Origin of the sequence: uncultured Pseudomonas sp., from assembly GCF_913777995.1 — a bacterium.
GTDB lineage: Bacteria > Pseudomonadota > Gammaproteobacteria > Pseudomonadales > Pseudomonadaceae > Aquipseudomonas.
In genome coordinates this window covers 19,204-36,341 of record NZ_CAJYVE010000016.1, presented here as the reverse complement: position 1 = coordinate 36,341, position 17,138 = coordinate 19,204, and the positions used below count along the sequence as shown (strand labels likewise).

Here is a 17,138-nt window from a genome sequence, read left to right as displayed (position 1 = left end):
CGTGGCGCTGATGGCCATGCCGGCGCTGGCCCTGGCGGCCGAGCCGGCCACCCAGGCTGCCGCGCCGCAGGTGGGTAGCGCCTTGCCTGGTGGGATGGGTGGGCAACTGCTGCAACTGCTGCTGGGTCTGCTGCTGGTGGTGGGCCTGATCTTCGCCCTGGCCTGGGTGGTGCGGCGGGTGCAAAGCATGGCACCCGGCAATGCGCAGGTCATCGAGATGATCGGCTCCCGCGCCATCGGTCCGCGCGACCGGCTGGTGCTGGTGCAGGTGGGCAAGGAGCAGATCCTGCTGGGTATCACGCCTGGACGCATCACGCCGCTGCATGTGCTCAAGGACAACGTCGAGGTGCCGGTGCGTGAACCGGCCACGCCTGAATTCGCCCAGCGTCTGCTGGAGCTGATGGGCAAGGATAAGGAACCCAAGTGATGCGCGCCTTGCGTTTACTGATCGTGCTGTTCCTGGCCATGGCGGCGCCTGCCGTGCTGGCGGCCGACCCGCTGTCGATCCCGGCGATCTCCTTGTCCAGCGGGGCCAACGGTCAGCAGGAGTATTCGGTCAGCCTGCAGATCCTGCTGATCATGACGGCGCTGAGCTTCATTCCGGCGTTCGTCATGCTGATGACCAGCTTCACGCGGATCATCGTGGTGTTCTCGATCCTGCGTCAGGCCCTGGGCCTGCAGCAGACCCCGTCCAACCAGATTCTTATCGGCATGGCGCTGTTCCTGACCATGTTCATCATGGCGCCGGTGTTCGACCGAGTGAACAACGAGGCCCTGCAGCCCTACCTGGCCGAGACCCTCACGGCCCAGGATGCAGTGGCCAGGGCCCAGGTGCCGATCAAGGACTTCATGCTGGCGCAGACGCGCACCAGCGACCTTGAGCTGTTCATGCGCTTGTCCAAGCGCACCGACATTCCGACCCCGGATGCTGCGCCGCTGACCATCCTGGTGCCGGCGTTCGTGATTTCCGAGCTCAAGACGGCGTTCCAGATCGGCTTCATGATCTTCATTCCTTTCCTGATCATCGACATGGTTGTGGCCAGTGTGCTGATGGCCATGGGTATGATGATGCTGTCGCCGTTGATCATTTCCCTGCCGTTCAAGATCATGCTGTTCGTGCTGGTGGATGGCTGGGCGCTGATCGTCGGCACGCTGGCCGGCAGTTTTGGCGGCGTATAGCCGGTTCGACGAGGAGGCTGTGCGATGACCCCTGAAGTGGCGATCGACCTGTTTCGCGAGGCGCTGTGGCTGACCACCATGCTGGTGGCCATCCTGGTGGTGCCGAGCCTGATCTGCGGTCTTATCGTGGCGATGTTCCAGGCCGCCACCCAGATCAACGAGCAGACCCTGAGCTTCCTGCCGCGTCTGCTGGTGATGCTGGTGACCCTGATCGTCGCCGGCCCCTGGCTGCTGAATTACTTCATGGACTACGTCCTGAACCTGTTCAACAGCATTCCGACCCTGATCGGCTGACGCCATGCAGCCGCTGCTGATGCTCACCGACACCCAGATCAGTACCTGGGTGGCGAGCTTCATTCTGCCGTTGTTCCGCATCGTGGCGTTGCTGATGACCATGCCGATCATCGGTACGACGCTGGTGCCGCGTCGTGTGCGTATGTATCTGGCGGTGGCCATCACTGTAGTAGTGGCGCCGGTGTTGCCGCCGATGCCAGCGGTTCAGGCGCTGGACCTCAGTGCCTTGCTGCTGGTCGCCGAGCAGATCATTGTCGGTGTGGGCATGGGGCTTTGCCTGCAGCTGTTCTTCCAGGTCTTCGTGGTCGCCGGGCAAATCATCGCTGTACAGATGGGCATGGGCTTCGCGTCGATGGTCGATCCGGCCAACGGTGTGTCCACGGCGGTGGTGGGGCAGTTCTTCACCATGTTGGTGACCCTGATGTTCCTAGCCATGAACGGCCATCAGGTGGTGCTTGAGGTGCTCATCGAGAGCTTTACCACCCTGCCGGTGGGGCATGCCGTGCACGTAGACACCTTCTGGACGCTGGCCAACGGGCTGGGCTGGGTATTGGCTTCCGGGCTGCGCCTGGTGCTGCCGGCTATCGTGGCCCTGCTGATCATCAACATCGCCTTCGGCATCATGACCCGCGCGGCGCCGCAGTTGAACATTTTCTCCATCGGCTTTCCGATGACCCTGGTGCTGGGCATGGTGATTCTGTGGATGACCATGGCGGACATACTCGGTCAATATCAGCCCATGGCGGTAGAGGCCTTGCAACAGCTTCGCGATCTGGTAAGGGCCCGCTGATATGGCTGAAAGCGAGAGCGGTCAGGACAAGACGGAAAAGCCCACGGACAAAAAGGTCCGTGACAGTCGCGCCGACGGGCAGATCGCTCGCTCCAAGGAGCTGACCACCTTCGTGGTCATGATGATGGGCGCGTCAGGTCTGCTGATGTTCGGCGGCGGCGTGGCGCAAATGATGCAGGAGCTGATGCGCGACAACTTCAGCATCACGCGCGAGATGCTCATGGACCCCTCCTGGATGGGGCGTATGCTGGTCAAGTCTGGGCAGCATGCGCTGGTGGCTGTGCTGCCATTTCTGATCGTCATGCTGCTGGCGGCGGTGGCGGGGCCGATCATGCTGGGCGGTTGGCTGTTCGCGACCAAGTCGCTGGCACCCAAGTTCAGCCGCATGAACCCGCTTTCCGGGGTCAAGCGGATGTTCTCGATGAACTCGCTGGTGGAGTTGCTCAAGTCGCTGGCCAAGTTCCTGATCATCCTGGCCGTGGCGCTGGTGGTGATCAAGAAAGATCGCGACGACCTGGTTGCCATCGCTCATGAGCCGCTGGAGCAGGCCATGATCCACAGCTTGCAACTGGTGGGTTGGAGCACTTTGTGGATCGTTGCCGGGCTGTTCCTGATCGCCGCCGTGGATGTGCCGTTCCAGTTGTACGAGTCACACAAGAAACTGATGATGACCAAGCAGGAAGTGCGCGACGAACACAAGAACAGCGAGGGCAGTCCAGAGATCAAGCAGCGTATTCGTCAGCTGCAATATGAAATGTCCCATCGCCGGATGATGGCCGCCATTCCGGAAGCCGATGTCATCATCACCAACCCCACGCACTTTGCCGTAGCCCTGAAGTACGACCCCGAGCAGGGTGGGGCGCCGATGCTGCTGGCCAAGGGTGTCGACCTGATCGCCTTGAAGATTCGTGAGATCGGCGCGCACAACCAGATCATGATTCTCGAGTCGCCGGCGCTGGCTCGCTCGATCTACTACAGCACGGAGCTGGAGCAGGAAATCCCGGCCGGGCTGTACCTGGCCGTTGCCCAAGTGCTGGCCTACGTGTTCCAGATTCGCCAGTTCCACGCCGGCCGCGGCAAGCGGCCGCAACCGCTGGGCGACCTGCCCATTCCGCCGGATCTCCAGCGCGACGCCTGATGCGGGCGTCGGCTCATCGAGGCCGCAAAGTTGGACAGCTTCTTGCAATGAGTCAGACCAGGGCGCGCAGGGCGTCAAAGTTTTGGTCTGATGCAGGATATAACCGGTGGATCGCACTCAGTTAATCAGTAACGCACGCAACAATCTCGCGGGCCTGGGCCGTGGGCAGCTGGGTGTGCCGATCTTGTTGCTGGCATTGATGGCGATGATGATGCTGCCGATGCCACCGTTCCTGCTCGACGTGTTCTTCACCTTCAATATCGCCTTGTCCATCGTCGTGCTGCTGGTCTGCGTCTATGCCATGCGGCCGCTGGATTTCTCCGTGTTCCCGACCATTCTGCTGGTCGCCACGCTGCTGCGCCTGGCGCTCAACGTGGCCTCCACCCGAGTGGTCATGCTGCACGGCCAGGACGGTCACGACGCCGCCGGCAAGGTGATCCAGGCTTTCGGTGAAGTGGTGATCGGCGGCAACTATGTGGTCGGGATCGTGGTGTTTGCCATCCTGATGATCATCAACTTCGTGGTCATCACCAAGGGTGCTGGGCGTATCTCCGAGGTCAGTGCGCGTTTCACCCTGGACGCCATGCCCGGCAAGCAGATGGCCATCGACGCCGACCTCAACGCCGGCCTGATCGACCAGAACCAGGCCAAGACGCGGCGTTCGGAAGTGGCCGCCGAGGCCGAGTTCTACGGTTCGATGGATGGTGCCAGCAAGTTCGTGCGCGGCGACGCCATCGCCGGCCTGCTGATCCTGTTCATCAACCTGATCGGCGGCATGCTGGTGGGGATGCTGCAGCACGGCATGCCGTTCGCTGAAGCTGGCCGGGTCTATACCCTGCTGGCCATCGGTGACGGTTTGGTGGCGCAATTGCCATCACTGCTGCTGTCCACTGCCGCGGCGATCATGGTCACCCGTGCTTCCGGTTCGGAAGAGATGGGCAAGCAGATCAACCGCCAGATGTTTTCTTCCTATAAGGCGCTGGCGGTGTCCGGGGCGATCATGATCGTCATGGGCCTGGTGCCCGGCATGCCGCATTTCGCTTTCATCGGCCTGGGTGGCATCGCCGCCGGTATGGCCTACTGGCTGTGGCGCCGCGATCAAAAGGCCAAGGCCGTGGCCCTGGCCGAGGTGCAACGCCAGCAGGACATGCTGCCTTCACCGGTGCGTGCTCAGGAATCCAAGGAGCTGGGTTGGGATGACGTGACCCCCGTCGACATCATCGGCCTGGAGGTTGGCTACCGCCTGATTCCGTTGGTGGACCGCAACCAGGGCGGGCAGCTGCTGGCGCGGATCAAGGGGGTGCGCAAAAAACTGTCGCAGGAGCTGGGCTTCCTGATGCCCACCGTGCACATTCGCGACAACCTCGACCTGGCGCCGAGCGCCTATCGCCTGACGTTGATGGGGGTGATTCTCGCCGAGGCGGAGATCTACCCGGACCGCGAGCTGGCCATCAACCCCGGTCAGGTATTCGGCACGCTCAACGGCATCACCGCCCGTGACCCGGCGTTCGGCCTGGAGGCGGTATGGATCGAGATCAGCCAGCGCGCCCAGGCCCAGTCGCTGGGCTACACCGTGGTCGATGCCAGTACGGTCGTGGCCACCCACCTGAACCAGATTCTCTACAAGCACTCTCATGAGCTGATCGGTCACGAGGAGGTCCAGCAACTGATGCAGCTGCTGGCCAAGAGCTCTCCGAAGCTGGCCGAGGAGCTGGTACCGGGCGTGCTGTCGTTGTCGGCGCTGCTCAATGTATTGCAGGCGTTGCTGGCCGAGCACGTGCCGGTGCGTGACATCCGCACCATTGCCGAGGCGATCGCCAATAACGCCGGCAAGAGTCAAGATACCGCCGCTCTGGTGGCGGTGGTCCGGGTCGGTCTGAGCCGTGCCATCGTGCAAAGCATTGTAGGTACTGAGACAGAGCTGCCTGTGATTACCTTGGAGCCAAGGTTGGAACAGATATTGCTAAATAGTATGCAGAAGGCTGGTCAGGGTCAGGAAGAAGGCGTTCTTCTCGAACCGAGCATGGCTGAAAAGCTCCAGCGTTCGTTGATTGAGGCGGCCCAGCGTCAGGAAATGCAGGGTTCTCCGGTGATTCTGTTGGTGGCGGGCCCGATCCGGGCCATGCTGTCACGATTTGGACGATTGGCTGTACCGAACATGCATGTTCTGGCGTATCAGGAGATCCCTGATAACAAGCAGGTCACCATCGTAGCGACTGTCGGGCCAAATGGCTGAGGTAGTGAGTCATGCAAGTTAAGCGTTTTTTCGCCGCCGATATGCGTCAAGCCATGAAACTGGTTCGTGATGAGCTGGGCGCCGAAGCGGCCATCATCGGCAACCGGCGTATCGCCGGCGGTGTCGAGCTGACTGCTGCCCTGGATTACAAACTGTCCGCCCTGGCCCCGCGTGTGCCGAACATGGAACTCGAAGACGAGCTGCGCAAGACCCAGTCGCGCATCGTTTCCGCGCAGGCCGAGCTCGGCAGCCGTAGCGAGGCCGATGCGGCGACCAACCGCCAGCTGTTCTCCGGCCTGCCGCTGAGCGCCACCGACAAGCACATCGAACCGACCCTCGAAGAGCTGCCGCGTCCTCCTGTCGCGGCTGCACCTGCGCCGTCGCCGTCGCCGTCGGCAGCGGAGCAGGCCATCAGCCAGCGCGTATTCGAATCGATGCGTTCGGAACTCAATGGTCTGCGCGAACTGCTGGAAGTCCAGCTCGGCTCGCTGGCCTGGACCCAACTGCAAGGCAGCCGTCCGCAACAGGCCAACCTGTGGCGCAGGCTGCAGCGTGTCGGGCTGTCCGGCCCGCTGTCGCGCGACCTGCTGGACATGGTGGCGGAAATCGACGATCCCAAGCATGCCTGGCGCATGCTGCTTGCCCACCTGGCGCGGATGATCAGCGTGCCGGAGATCGAGCCTCTGGAAGAGGGCGGTGTGATCGCCATGGTCGGCCCGGCCGGCATGGGCAAGACCACCACCCTGGCCAAGCTGGCGGCACGCTACGTGCTCAAGTACGGCGCGCAGAACGTCGCGCTGGTGAGCATGGACAGCTTCCGTATCGGTGCCCAGGAGCAGCTCAAGACCCTCGGGCGAATCCTCAATGTGCCGGTCACTCATGTCGATCCCGGGCAGTCATTGGCCCAGGCCCTGGAGCCGCTGATTCGCAAGCGCGTGGTGCTGATCGATACCGCCGGCCTGCAGGCCAGCGATCCGGCCCTGCGCATGCAACTGGAGAGCCTGGCCGGGCGTGGCATCCGCGCCCGCAATTACCTGGTGCTGGCCACCACCAGCCAGAAGCAGGTGCTCACTGCGGCCTACCACAGCTACAAACGCTGCGGCCTGGCCGGTTGCATCCTGACCAAGCTGGACGAGACCGCCAGCCTTGGCGAAGTGTTGAGCCTGGCAATCGCTCACGAATTGCCAGTGGCCTATCTGACCGATGGGCCGAGGATCCCTGACGACCTGCATCTGCCGCGGCGTCACCAACTGGTGAGCCGTGCGGTCAGCGTGCAGCTGCAGGATGAACCCAGTGAGGAGGCGATGGCGGACATGTTCGCCGACCTCTATCACACCCCCGGCAAGCGAGTGGGGTAAACGATGGAAAATAAAGAAAAGCGTCTGCATCGCTGGTCTGCCAGGCATTGTTCGACACGGAACGTGCAGCCCGTAATGTGGTTTCGGTCCAAGCATGACAAGGTAAAGAAATAACATGGGCAGCATGCATCCTGTACAGGTTATCGCCGTGACCGGCGGCAAAGGTGGCGTGGGCAAGACCAACGTTTCGGTGAACCTCTCACTGGCGCTGGCCGAGCTTGGGCGCCGTGTCATGCTGCTCGATGCCGACCTTGGCCTGGCCAACGTCGATGTCCTGCTGGGCCTGACGCCCAAACGCACGCTGGCCGATGTGATCGAAGGCCGCTGTGAGCTGCGCGATGTGCTCTTGCAGGGCCCGGGTGGGGTGCGCATCGTGCCGGCCGCCTCGGGCACGCAGAGCATGGTGCACCTGGCCCCGGCCCAGCATGCCGGGCTGATCCAGGCATTCAGCGAAATCGGCGACAACCTCGACGTGCTGGTCATCGATACCGCCGCGGGCATCGGCGACTCGGTGGTGAGCTTCGTGCGCGCCGCCCAGGAGGTGCTGCTGGTGGTCTGCGACGAGCCTACCTCGATCACCGACGCCTACGCGCTGATCAAACTGCTCAATCGTGACTACGGCATGAACCGTTTCCGGGTCCTGGCCAACATGGCGCAGACACCGCAGGAAGGGCGCAACCTGTTTGCCAAGCTGACCAAGGTCACTGACCGCTTCCTCGACGTGGCCCTGCAGTACGTCGGTGCCGTGCCCTATGACGAATGCGTGCGCAAGGCGGTACAGAAGCAGCGCGCGGTCTACGAGGCCTTCCCGCGCTCCAAGTGTGCGCTGGCTTTCAAGGCCATCGCCCAGAAGGTCGACACCTGGCCACTGCCTGCCAACCCGCGCGGGCATCTCGAGTTCTTCGTCGAGCGACTTGTTCACCAGACCAGCGCAGCAGGACCGGTCCAATGACAGCAAGCGGCTATCAGATGTACAGCAAGGCGTCACGCAACTCACAGTACGAACTGATCGAGCGTTACGCACCCTTGGTCAAGCGCATCGCCTATCACCTGTTGGCGCGTCTGCCAGCCAGTGTGCAGGTCGAGGACCTGATCCAGGCCGGCATGATCGGCCTGCTGGAAGTCTCGACCAAATACGACTCCAGCAAAGGGGCCAGTTTCGAGACCTACGCCGGCATCCGCATCCGTGGCGCGATGCTCGACGAGGTGCGCAAAGGCGACTGGGCACCGCGTTCCGTGCACCGCAATACACGTATGGTCAGTGATGCAATACGTGCAATTGAGGCAAGAACGGGTCGCGACGCTAAAGATCATGAAGTTGCTGCCGAACTCCAGTTAAGTCTTGATGATTATTACGCTATCTTGAACGACACCTTGGGTAGCCGGCTGTTCAGTTTCGACGACCTGCTGCAGGATGGCGAACATGACGGGCTGCATGAGGATGGCGCCAGCGGTTCGCTGGAGCCCTCCCGAGATCTCGAGGATGAACGCTTCCAGAATGCCTTGGCCGATGCCATTGCCAATCTTCCGGAGCGTGAGCGATTGGTGCTGGCGTTGTACTATGACGAGGAACTGAACCTCAAAGAGATCGGGGAGGTCCTGGGGGTCAGTGAATCGCGAGTCAGCCAGTTGCACAGCCAGTGTGCAGCGCGTCTGCGGGGGCGTCTGGGGGAATGGCGCGCGCGTTGAGGCGCTCGCGGTTTTCTCTGGTTTCAGACCGGTTGCATCAGGTTAGGCAAGCATCCAGACAAGGCAGGAGCCTGTCAGTCGACTCCGTGAGGGGGGCTGCGGGCGTCTTGTGCGTGTCCTGATACTTGGCTGTCAGGGGTGTGGTCGAAGATGGGCTGTATTCGTATTGAGTGAACAGCGGGTCCGGGGAGCGGGCCCGTTAAAGACTGCTTGGAGGTCGAATTGGACAAGAACATGAAAATCCTCATCGTTGATGACTTTTCAACGATGCGGCGGATCATAAAAAACCTGTTGCGTGACTTGGGGTTCACCAACACGTCGGAAGCCGATGACGGCCTGACCGCGCTGCCTATGTTGCAGAGTGGTGCGTTCGATTTTCTGGTGACCGACTGGAACATGCCGGGCATGACCGGGATCGAGCTGCTGCGCAATGTCCGTCAGGACGAGCGCCTGAAGAACATCCCTGTGCTGATGGTGACTGCCGAGGCCAAGCGTGAGCAGATCATCGAGGCCGCCCAGGCCGGTGTGAACGGTTATGTGGTCAAGCCCTTCACGGCGCAAGTCCTGCAAGAAAAGATCGAAAAGATCTTCGAGCGCGTCAATAGCTGATTGCATGCCGCGAGGGTGCTATGGATAACAAAGATTCACTGGGTGACTTCGAGTCGACCCTGAAAAGACATGCGCAAGAACTCGTCGCCAGCCTCGAAAAGGGCCGGTTCGGCGATGCCGTGCAACTGATCCATGAACTCAACCAGACTCGCGACCGTGGCTTGTACCAGGAAGTCGGCAAATTGACGCGCGAGCTGCACAGCGCGATCGTCAATTTCCACATCGATCCGCACATGCCGCAAGCCGAAGAAGTGTCCCAGATCACGGATGCCACCGAGCGTCTGTCGTATGTTGTGAGGCTGACCGAAGGGGCTGCCAACCGCACCATGGACCTGGTGGAGCAGAGCGCGCCGATGATGAATGGCCTCAGCGATGAAGCCAAGGTGCTGCGCGCCGACTGGGGTCGCTTCATGCGCCGCGAGATCGGTGCCGAAGAGTTCCGGGACCTGGCGCGTCGCGTCGATGTGTTCCTGACTCGAGCCGAGCAGGACAGCCATGCGGTCGCGGGCAACCTCAATGACATTCTGCTGGCCCAGGACTATCAGGACCTGACCGGCCAGGTGATCAAGCGGGTCACGCAACTGGTCACTGAAGTTGAAAGCAATCTGCTGAAGCTGGTGCTGATGGCCAGCCATGTCGATCGTTTCGCTGGCATCGAGCATGATCACGAAGCCATGCAGGCAGAAAAAGATCCGAAAAAACATACCGCTCAGGGTGAAGGTCCGCAGATTCATGCCGATAAACGTGAAGATGTCGTTTCCGGGCAGGATGACGTGGACGACTTGCTATCGAGTCTTGGCTTCTAAGGTCAATTGACGGTCAATTTTAGGGAGCACCCCCCATGAGCTTCGGCGCCGATGAAGAGATCCTTCAGGATTTTCTGGTAGAGGCCGGCGAGATTCTAGAGCAACTGTCCGAGCAGTTGGTCGAGCTGGAAAGTCGACCGGACGATGCGGATTTGCTCAATGCAATTTTTCGCGGTTTTCACACTGTAAAAGGGGGCGCCGGCTTCCTCCAGCTGCATGAGCTGGTGGAATGCTGTCACATCGCCGAGAACGTGTTCGACATCCTGCGCAAGGGCGAACGACGCGTTAACGCAGAGCTGATGGACGTGGTGCTTGAAGCCCTGGATACCGTCAACAGCATGTTCGGTCAGGTGCGTGAGCGCACCGACATCACCCCGGCTACCCCAGAGTTGCTGCAGGCACTTGCGCGCCTCGCCGAACCCGAGTCGGCTGACGCGCCTGCTGCACCCGCACCTGTCGCCGCGCCCGAGCCGGTCAGCGAGCCGACGCCGGTCGCCGAGGCTGTCGAGGCCACTGCCGACGACAGCGACCTGATTACCGAGGCTGAATTCGATCAGTTGCTCGATGCACTGCACGGCCCTGCAGGCGATGCCGCGGCAGCCGCACCCGCACCAGCCGCCCCAGCGGGCGCGGTAGAAAGCGACGAGATCACCGACCACGAATTCGAAGCCTTGCTCGACCAGCTGCATGGCAAGGGCAATTTCGATGCCGGCAAGGCCACAGCGGCGTCCGCGCCGAGTGCCCCGCCAGCAGCGTCGGCCGCTGCTGCGCCGGGCGGTGACGAAATCACCGACGACGAATTCGAAGCGCTGCTCGACCAGTTGCATGGCAAGGGTTCCTTCGACGGCGGTGTCGCCGCCCAGGCACCGACGGTGACGGCCGCCGCGCCGACCGCCAGTGCGGCGGCTTCCGACGAGATCACCGATCACGAATTCGAAAACCTGCTCGACGAGCTGCACGGCAAGGGTAAGTTCGAGCCAGCCGCCGTCAGCGGTGCGGCCGTGGCGGCGCCTGCTGCCGCCGCTGCCAAAGCGGAAGCACCCGCACCGGCACCGGCTCCCGCTCCGGCGGCCAAGCCTGCGCCGGCCCCGGCGGCCCGTGCCGCAGCACCTGCCGCACCTGCTGCGCCTGCACCGGCAGCGGCCAAACCGGCTGCCGCTCCGGCGGGCGAGAAACCGGTGGCCTCCGAAGCGGAAACCACCGTACGGGTCGACACCGCGCGCCTCGACGAGATCATGAACATGGTCGGCGAGCTGGTGCTGGTGCGTAACCGTCTGGTGCGCCTGGGGCTCAACAGCGGTGACGAGGCCATGTCCAAGGCGGTGTCCAACCTGGATGTGGTAACCGCCGACCTGCAGACCGCGGTGATGAAGACCCGCATGCAGCCGATCAAGAAGGTCTTCGGGCGCTTCCCGCGTCTGGTTCGCGACCTGGCCCGCCAGCTCAAGAAGGAAATCAACCTGGAGCTGGTCGGTGAAGAGACCGACCTCGACAAGAACCTCGTCGAGGCGCTGGCCGACCCGCTGGTCCACTTGGTGCGTAACGCCGTCGACCACGGTGTCGAGATGCCGGACGAGCGCGAAGCCGCTGGCAAGTCGCGCAGTGGCCGGGTGGTGCTGTCTGCCGAGCAGGAAGGTGATCACATCCTGTTGTCGATCTCCGACGACGGCAAGGGCATGGACCCGGCGGTGCTGCGCGCCATCGCGGTCAAGCGCGGGGTCATGGACAAGGATGCCGCCGACCGTCTGAGCGACACCGACTGCTACAACCTGATCTTCGCCCCGGGGTTCTCGACCAAGAGCGAGATTTCCGATATCTCGGGTCGTGGCGTGGGCATGGACGTGGTCAAGACCAAGATTTCCCAGCTCAACGGCTCGATCAACATCTACTCGACCAAGGGCCAGGGTTCGAAGATCGTCATCAAGGTGCCGCTGACCCTGGCGATCATGCCGACGCTGATGGTGATGCTCGCCGACCAGGCGTTCGCCTTCCCGCTGGTCAACGTCAACGAGATCTTCCACCTCGACTTGTCGACCACCAACGTGGTGGACGGCCAGGAAGTGGTCATCGTGCGCGACAAGGCGCTGCCGCTGTTCTACCTCAAGCGTTGGCTGATCAAGTCGGCGTCCTTCGAGGAGCAGCACGAAGGCCATGTGGTGATCCTCTCGGTGGGTACCCAGCGCATCGGCTTCGTGGTCGACCAGCTGGTCGGTCAGGAAGAGGTGGTCATCAAGCCGCTGGGCAAAATGCTGCAGGGCACGCCGGGCATGTCGGGCGCGACCATCACCGGCGACGGCCGGATTGCACTGATCCTGGACGTTCCGAGCATGCTCAAGCGTTACGCCGCACGGCGTATTTGATTCTGGCCCCGGGGCAGCGATGCTCCGGGGTCTATTGGAGTGTTTATGGCAGTCAAGGTCCTGGTGGTGGACGATTCCGGTTTCTTCCGCCGCCGCGTTTCGGAAATTCTCTCCTCGGATCCCCTCATTCAGGTGGTCGGCACGGCCACCAACGGCAAGGAAGCCATCGAACAGGCCCTGGCGCTCAAGCCGGATGTCATCACCATGGACTACGAGATGCCGATGATGGATGGCATCACCTCGGTCCGTCACATCATGCAGCGTATTCCTACGCCGGTATTGATGTTCTCTTCCCTGACCCACGAAGGCGCCCGCGTCACCCTCGACGCCCTGGATGCCGGTGCGGTCGATTTCCTGCCGAAGAATTTCGAAGACATCTCGCGCAACCCCGACAAGGTCAAGCAGCTGCTGTGCGAGAAGATCAACAGCATCGCGCGCAGCAACCGGCGCTTCAGCTCCTTCGGCACGCCGGCCTCCAGCTCGGCGGCTCCTGCGCCTGCGCCGGCAGCCACCCCGGCCGCGCGGCGCCCAGCACCTGCGCCTGCGCCGACACCCAGCAGTGCCCGCCCGGCTCCGGCTCCGGCTCGCCCGGCGGCTCCGGCACCCAGCCACGCCCATCACTCCGGAACGCCGCGGCGCAAGGCTTACAAGCTGGTGGCCATCGGCACTTCCACCGGTGGGCCGGTCGCGTTGCAGCGGGTTCTGACCCAGTTGCCTGCCAATTTTCCGGCACCCATCGTGTTGATCCAGCACATGCCGGCGGCCTTTACCAAGGCCTTTGCCGAGCGCCTGGACAAGCTCTGCCAGATCAGCGTCAAGGAAGCCGAAGACGGCGATCTGCTGCGTCCGGGGCTGGCCCTGCTGGCGCCAGGCGGCAAGCAGATGATGGTCGACGGCCGTGGTGCGGTGAAGATCCTGCCCGGCGACGAGCGCCTGAACTACAAGCCGTGCGTGGACATCACCTTCGGCTCGGCGGCCAAGGCCTACGGTGACAAGGTGCTGTCGGTGGTGCTCACCGGCATGGGCGCCGATGGCCGCGAAGGCGCGCGCATGCTCAAGCAGGGTGGCAGTACGGTGTGGGCCCAGGACGAGGCCAGTTGTGTGATCTATGGCATGCCCATGGCGATCGTCAAGGCCGACCTGGCCGATGCCGTGTACAGCCTGGACGACATCGGTCGTCATCTGGTCGAGGCGTGTCTCTGATGGATGTCCTGAGTCTAATCGGCCTGATCCTGGCGTTCGTTGCGATCCTGGGCGGCAACTTTCTCGAGGGCGGCCACGCCGGCGCGCTGATCAACGGGCCGGCCGCGCTGATCGTGCTTGGCGGTACCCTGGGCGCTTCGCTGCTGCAGTCGCCGATGAGCGCCTTCAAGCGCGCGGTGCAGATCCTCGCCTGGATCCTGTTTCCGCCGCGCATCGACCTGTCCGGCGGCATCGACCGCATCATCGGCTGGAGCATGACCGCGCGCAAGGAAGGCCTGCTGGGCCTGGAAAGCGTGGCCGACGCCGAACCCGATCCTTATGCGCGCAAAGGCCTGCAGTTGCTGGTCGACGGCGCCGAGCCGGCGTCGATCCGCAGCATCCTGGAAGTGGACTTCATCACTCAGGAAACCCGCGACATCCAGGCGGCCAAGGTTTATGAAAGCATGGGCGGCTATGCGCCGACCATCGGCATCATCGGTGCGGTGATGGGCCTGATCCACGTCATGGGCAACCTTGCCGACCCCAGCCAGCTGGGCGGAGGCATCGCCGTGGCGTTCGTCGCCACCATCTACGGCGTGGCCAGTGCCAACCTGTTCCTGCTGCCGGTGGCCAACAAGCTCAAGGCCATTGCCATGCGCCAGTCGCGCTACCGGGAAATGATGCTCGAAGGCCTGCTGTCCATCGCCGAGGGGGAAAACCCACGCTCCATCGAACTCAAGCTGCAAGGCTTCATGGAGTAATCGATGTCCCGTCGCCGTCGTCATGAAGAGCACGAAAATCACGAGCGCTGGCTGGTGTCCTACGCGGACTTCATCACCTTGCTGTTCGCCTTCTTCGTGGTGATGTACTCGATTTCTTCGCTCAACGAAGGCAAGTACAAGATTCTCTCCCAGGCCCTTGTTGGGGTGTTCAACGAAGCCGAGCGCTCCATGAAGCCGATTCCGGTCGGTGAACAGCGGCCGCAGAGCGTCACCCCGGCCCAGCCGCTGCTCAAGGACAGTGAGCAGACCGACGCCGGCATCGGCGCGAACAGCGTCGACCCCTTGCAGACCATCGCCGACGACGTGCGGGCCGGGTTTGGCGACCTGATCAGCTCCGACCAGATGACCGTGCGTGGCAACGAGCTATGGGTCGAGATCGAGCTCAATTCCAGCCTGCTGTTCGGCAGTGGCGATGCCATGCCGAGCAACCGTGCGTTCGACCTGATCGAGCGGGTGGCCAATATCGTCAAGCGCTTCGACAACCCTGTGCATGTCGAAGGCTTTACCGACGACCAGCCCATCAACACGGCGCAGTTTCCCACCAACTGGGAGCTGTCCTCCGCGCGTGCGGCGAGCATCGTGCGCCTGCTGGCCATGTATGGGGTCAACCCGGCGCGCATGGCGTCGGTCGGCTACGCCGAATTCCAGCCGGTGGCTTCCAACACCACGGCCCAGGGGCGTGCACAGAACCGCCGCGTGGTGCTGGTGATCTCGCGCAATCTGGATGTGCGCCGCAGCCTGACCAGCAGTGGCTCGGCCAATGCGCGTCCGGATGCGGCGCTGCGGCGTGCTGGCACACAAACTGCACCGGTTCCGGCAAGTTCGCCGTCAGGCACCAATGCCGTCAATTCTCCGTCGGCCGTTCGTTGAAGCGGTAGGTCAGTTGTCGTGCGCAAGGAATACACCTAAATGAGAGTCTGGGCAGTCGCCAATCAGAAAGGTGGGGTCGGCAAGACCACCACGACCATTGCCCTGGCCGGCCTGCTGGCTGACGCGGGCAAGCGTGTGGTCGTGGTCGATCTCGACCCGCATGGTTCGATGACCAGTTACTTCGGGCATAACCCAGACGAACTGGAGCACAGCACCTTCGACCTGTTCCTGCACAAGGGCAGCGTGCCGGAAGGGTTGCCGGGCCAGCTGCTGTTGCCCACCAGCGACGAGCGCATTTCCCTGCTGCCGTCCAGCACCGCCCTGGCAACCCTGGAGCGCCAGTCGCCAGGACAGAGCGGCCTGGGCCTGGTAGTCGCCAAGAGCCTGGCTCAGCTGTGGCAGGATTTTGACTACGCCCTGATCGATAGCCCGCCGCTGCTGGGCGTGCTGATGGTCAATGCCCTGGCCGCCAGCCAGCAGCTGGTGATCCCGGTGCAGACCGAGTTCCTTGCCGTGAAAGGCCTGGAGCGCATGGTCAATACCCTGGCCATGATCAACCGCTCGCGCAAGACGCCGCTGCCGTACACCATCGTGCCGACGCTGTTCGACCGGCGCACCCAGGCTTCGATGGGAACGCTCAAGCTGCTGCGCGACAGTTTCCCCGAGCACGTCTGGAAAGCCTACGTGCCGGTCGATACGCGTTTGCGCGACGCCAGCCGGGCTGGCGTGACACCGTCGCAGAACGACAACAAGAGCCGTGGCGTGCTGGCCTACCGGGCCCTGCTCAAGCATCTGCTCGCCGAACAACTGACAACGCAGGTGGCCTGACATGGCAATGCAATTCTTGTCGTTTCGCTGCTCAAGCCCGGCTTCCCTGCAGCCGATAACCCGGTCAGAAGCGTTTGGCATTTCCTTTCGTTGGGCCCTGACATGATTCGTCCCGTAGACATCGCCACCCGGCCACAAGCTGCTCTGCAGTCGTACCTGGACGCGTTGCTTCAGGACATCGACGAAGTCACGCCGGACGAGGCGATACAGCTCGAGGTCATCGCGCCGCCAAACGATTTCGACGAATTCAAGGCCGCCGTGCTCGAAGAGCAGGCCCGTGATGCGCGCATGGCGCCCCGGCCACGTCCGGTGGCGGTACCTGCCCCTGTAGCGGCTCCTGCCCCGGCGCCGGTGGTGGTGCCTACCCAGCCGGTGGTCGAAGCCAAACCGGCGGTCGAGGTGCGTGTGGTGGTGCCGGTTGCCGAACCGGTGGCGCCCGTGGTCACCGAAGAGTCGACGCGTGTCGAGCCGGTGGCCCAGCTCAATGCCAAGGTCGATCAGCCGCCACCTCCGCCTCCGGCCATCGATGGCCGTCCGGAGTGGGCCGAGGAACCGTTCGAATGCCTGCTGTTCGACGTGGCAGGCCTGACCCTGGCGGTACCGCTGGTGTGCCTGGGCTCGATCTATTCACTGCAAGGGCAGGAGCTGACCCCATTGTTCGGCCAGCCCGACTGGTTCCTGGGGATCCTGCCGTGCCAGGCCGGCAACCTGAAGGTGCTGGACACCGCGCGCTGGGTCATGCCTGACCGTTACCGCGAGGATTTCCGCCAGGGCCTGCAGTACGTCATCTCGGTGCAGGGGTATGAGTGGGGGTTGGCGGTACACCAGGTCAGCCGTTCGCTGCGCCTGGACCCCGACGAGATCAAGTGGCGCGTTTCGCGCGGTCATCGGCCATGGCTGGCCGGTACGGTGATCGAGCACATGTGCGCCTTGCTGGATGTTGCACAGTTGGCCGAGCTGATCGCCAGTGGCGCGGTCAAGCAGATAAACACGCTTAGATAACCATTGGACGGCGCG

At 62.8% G+C, this 17,138-nt stretch carries 17 protein-coding genes; all 17 read left to right on the top strand.

The annotated features are described in order from the left end of the window. The first annotated feature begins 10 nt into the window (after window positions 1-10). The 17 genes from fliO to QZ497_RS06845 all read left to right on the top strand — a co-directional run bounded on the left by fliO (window position 11) and on the right by QZ497_RS06845 (window position 17,123). Window positions 11-427 carry a flagellar biosynthetic protein FliO gene (gene fliO, locus QZ497_RS06925; protein ID WP_295472680.1) on the top strand — a complete coding sequence of 139 codons (417 nt, stop codon included), beginning with the start codon at window positions 11-13 and terminating at the stop codon, window positions 425-427. Further along, complete coding sequence (gene fliP / locus QZ497_RS06920) at window positions 427-1,179, top strand: flagellar type III secretion system pore protein FliP (protein WP_295472527.1); 753 nt, start codon at window positions 427-429, stop codon at window positions 1,177-1,179. Before fliO ends, fliP begins: the two co-directional genes overlap by 1 nt. A 24-nt stretch (window positions 1,180-1,203) precedes the next feature. Then, entirely contained in the window at window positions 1,204-1,473 is a 270-nt protein-coding gene (gene fliQ, locus QZ497_RS06915; RefSeq protein ID WP_295472525.1) for a flagellar biosynthesis protein FliQ, read from the top strand. A 4-nt stretch (window positions 1,474-1,477) separates the two neighbouring features. Then, entirely contained in the window at window positions 1,478-2,263 is a 786-nt protein-coding gene (gene fliR, locus QZ497_RS06910; protein WP_295472523.1) for a flagellar biosynthetic protein FliR, read from the top strand. A gap of 1 nt (window position 2,264) precedes the next feature. After that, window positions 2,265-3,401 carry a flagellar biosynthesis protein FlhB gene (flhB, locus tag QZ497_RS06905; protein ID WP_295472521.1) on the top strand — a complete coding sequence of 379 codons (1,137 nt, stop codon included), beginning with the start codon at window positions 2,265-2,267 and terminating at the stop codon, window positions 3,399-3,401. A 106-nt stretch (window positions 3,402-3,507) separates the two neighbouring features. Next, the gene (flhA, locus tag QZ497_RS06900; RefSeq protein WP_295472519.1) at window positions 3,508-5,637 is read left to right on the top strand and encodes a flagellar biosynthesis protein FlhA; all 2,130 of its coding nucleotides are present in this window, start codon (window positions 3,508-3,510) and stop codon (window positions 5,635-5,637) included. Window positions 5,638-5,648: 11 nt separating this feature from the next. Continuing rightward, a complete protein-coding gene (flhF, locus tag QZ497_RS06895) occupies window positions 5,649-6,995 on the top strand; it encodes a flagellar biosynthesis protein FlhF (protein ID WP_295472517.1) in 1,347 nt (448 codons plus the stop codon). 115 nt (window positions 6,996-7,110) lie between these two features. After that, complete coding sequence (gene fleN / locus QZ497_RS06890; protein WP_295472515.1) at window positions 7,111-7,947, top strand: flagellar synthesis regulator FleN; 837 nt, start codon at window positions 7,111-7,113, stop codon at window positions 7,945-7,947. Then, complete coding sequence (fliA, locus tag QZ497_RS06885) at window positions 7,944-8,684, top strand: RNA polymerase sigma factor FliA (RefSeq protein ID WP_295472512.1); 741 nt, start codon at window positions 7,944-7,946, stop codon at window positions 8,682-8,684. Before fleN ends, fliA begins: the two co-directional genes overlap by 4 nt. A gap of 234 nt (window positions 8,685-8,918) precedes the next feature. Next, the gene (locus QZ497_RS06880) at window positions 8,919-9,293 is read left to right on the top strand and encodes a chemotaxis response regulator CheY (RefSeq protein WP_295472510.1); all 375 of its coding nucleotides are present in this window, start codon (window positions 8,919-8,921) and stop codon (window positions 9,291-9,293) included. A gap of 20 nt (window positions 9,294-9,313) precedes the next feature. Beyond that, on the top strand, window positions 9,314-10,099 hold the full coding sequence (locus QZ497_RS06875; RefSeq protein ID WP_295472508.1) for a protein phosphatase CheZ: 786 nt from the start codon (window positions 9,314-9,316) through the stop codon (window positions 10,097-10,099). Window positions 10,100-10,134: 35 nt separating this feature from the next. Further along, a complete protein-coding gene (locus tag QZ497_RS06870; RefSeq protein ID WP_295472506.1) occupies window positions 10,135-12,459 on the top strand; it encodes a chemotaxis protein CheA in 2,325 nt (774 codons plus the stop codon). Window positions 12,460-12,504: 45 nt separating this feature from the next. After that, window positions 12,505-13,662 (top strand): chemotaxis response regulator protein-glutamate methylesterase, encoded by a 1,158-nt coding sequence (locus QZ497_RS06865; protein ID WP_295472504.1) that lies wholly within the window; start codon window positions 12,505-12,507, stop codon window positions 13,660-13,662. After that, window positions 13,662-14,402, top strand: coding sequence for a flagellar motor protein (locus tag QZ497_RS06860; protein WP_295472502.1), 741 nt, complete (start codon window positions 13,662-13,664; stop codon window positions 14,400-14,402). The genes QZ497_RS06865 and QZ497_RS06860 overlap by 1 nt, the downstream gene beginning before the upstream one ends. 3 nt (window positions 14,403-14,405) lie before the next feature. After that, complete coding sequence (motD, locus tag QZ497_RS06855) at window positions 14,406-15,293, top strand: flagellar motor protein MotD (protein WP_295472499.1); 888 nt, start codon at window positions 14,406-14,408, stop codon at window positions 15,291-15,293. A gap of 39 nt (window positions 15,294-15,332) precedes the next feature. Next, window positions 15,333-16,121 carry a ParA family protein gene (locus QZ497_RS06850; protein WP_295472497.1) on the top strand — a complete coding sequence of 263 codons (789 nt, stop codon included), beginning with the start codon at window positions 15,333-15,335 and terminating at the stop codon, window positions 16,119-16,121. A 102-nt stretch (window positions 16,122-16,223) separates the two neighbouring features. Further along, a complete protein-coding gene (locus QZ497_RS06845) occupies window positions 16,224-17,123 on the top strand; it encodes a CheW domain-containing protein (protein ID WP_295472495.1) in 900 nt (299 codons plus the stop codon). The last annotated feature ends 15 nt before the right edge of the window (window positions 17,124-17,138 follow it).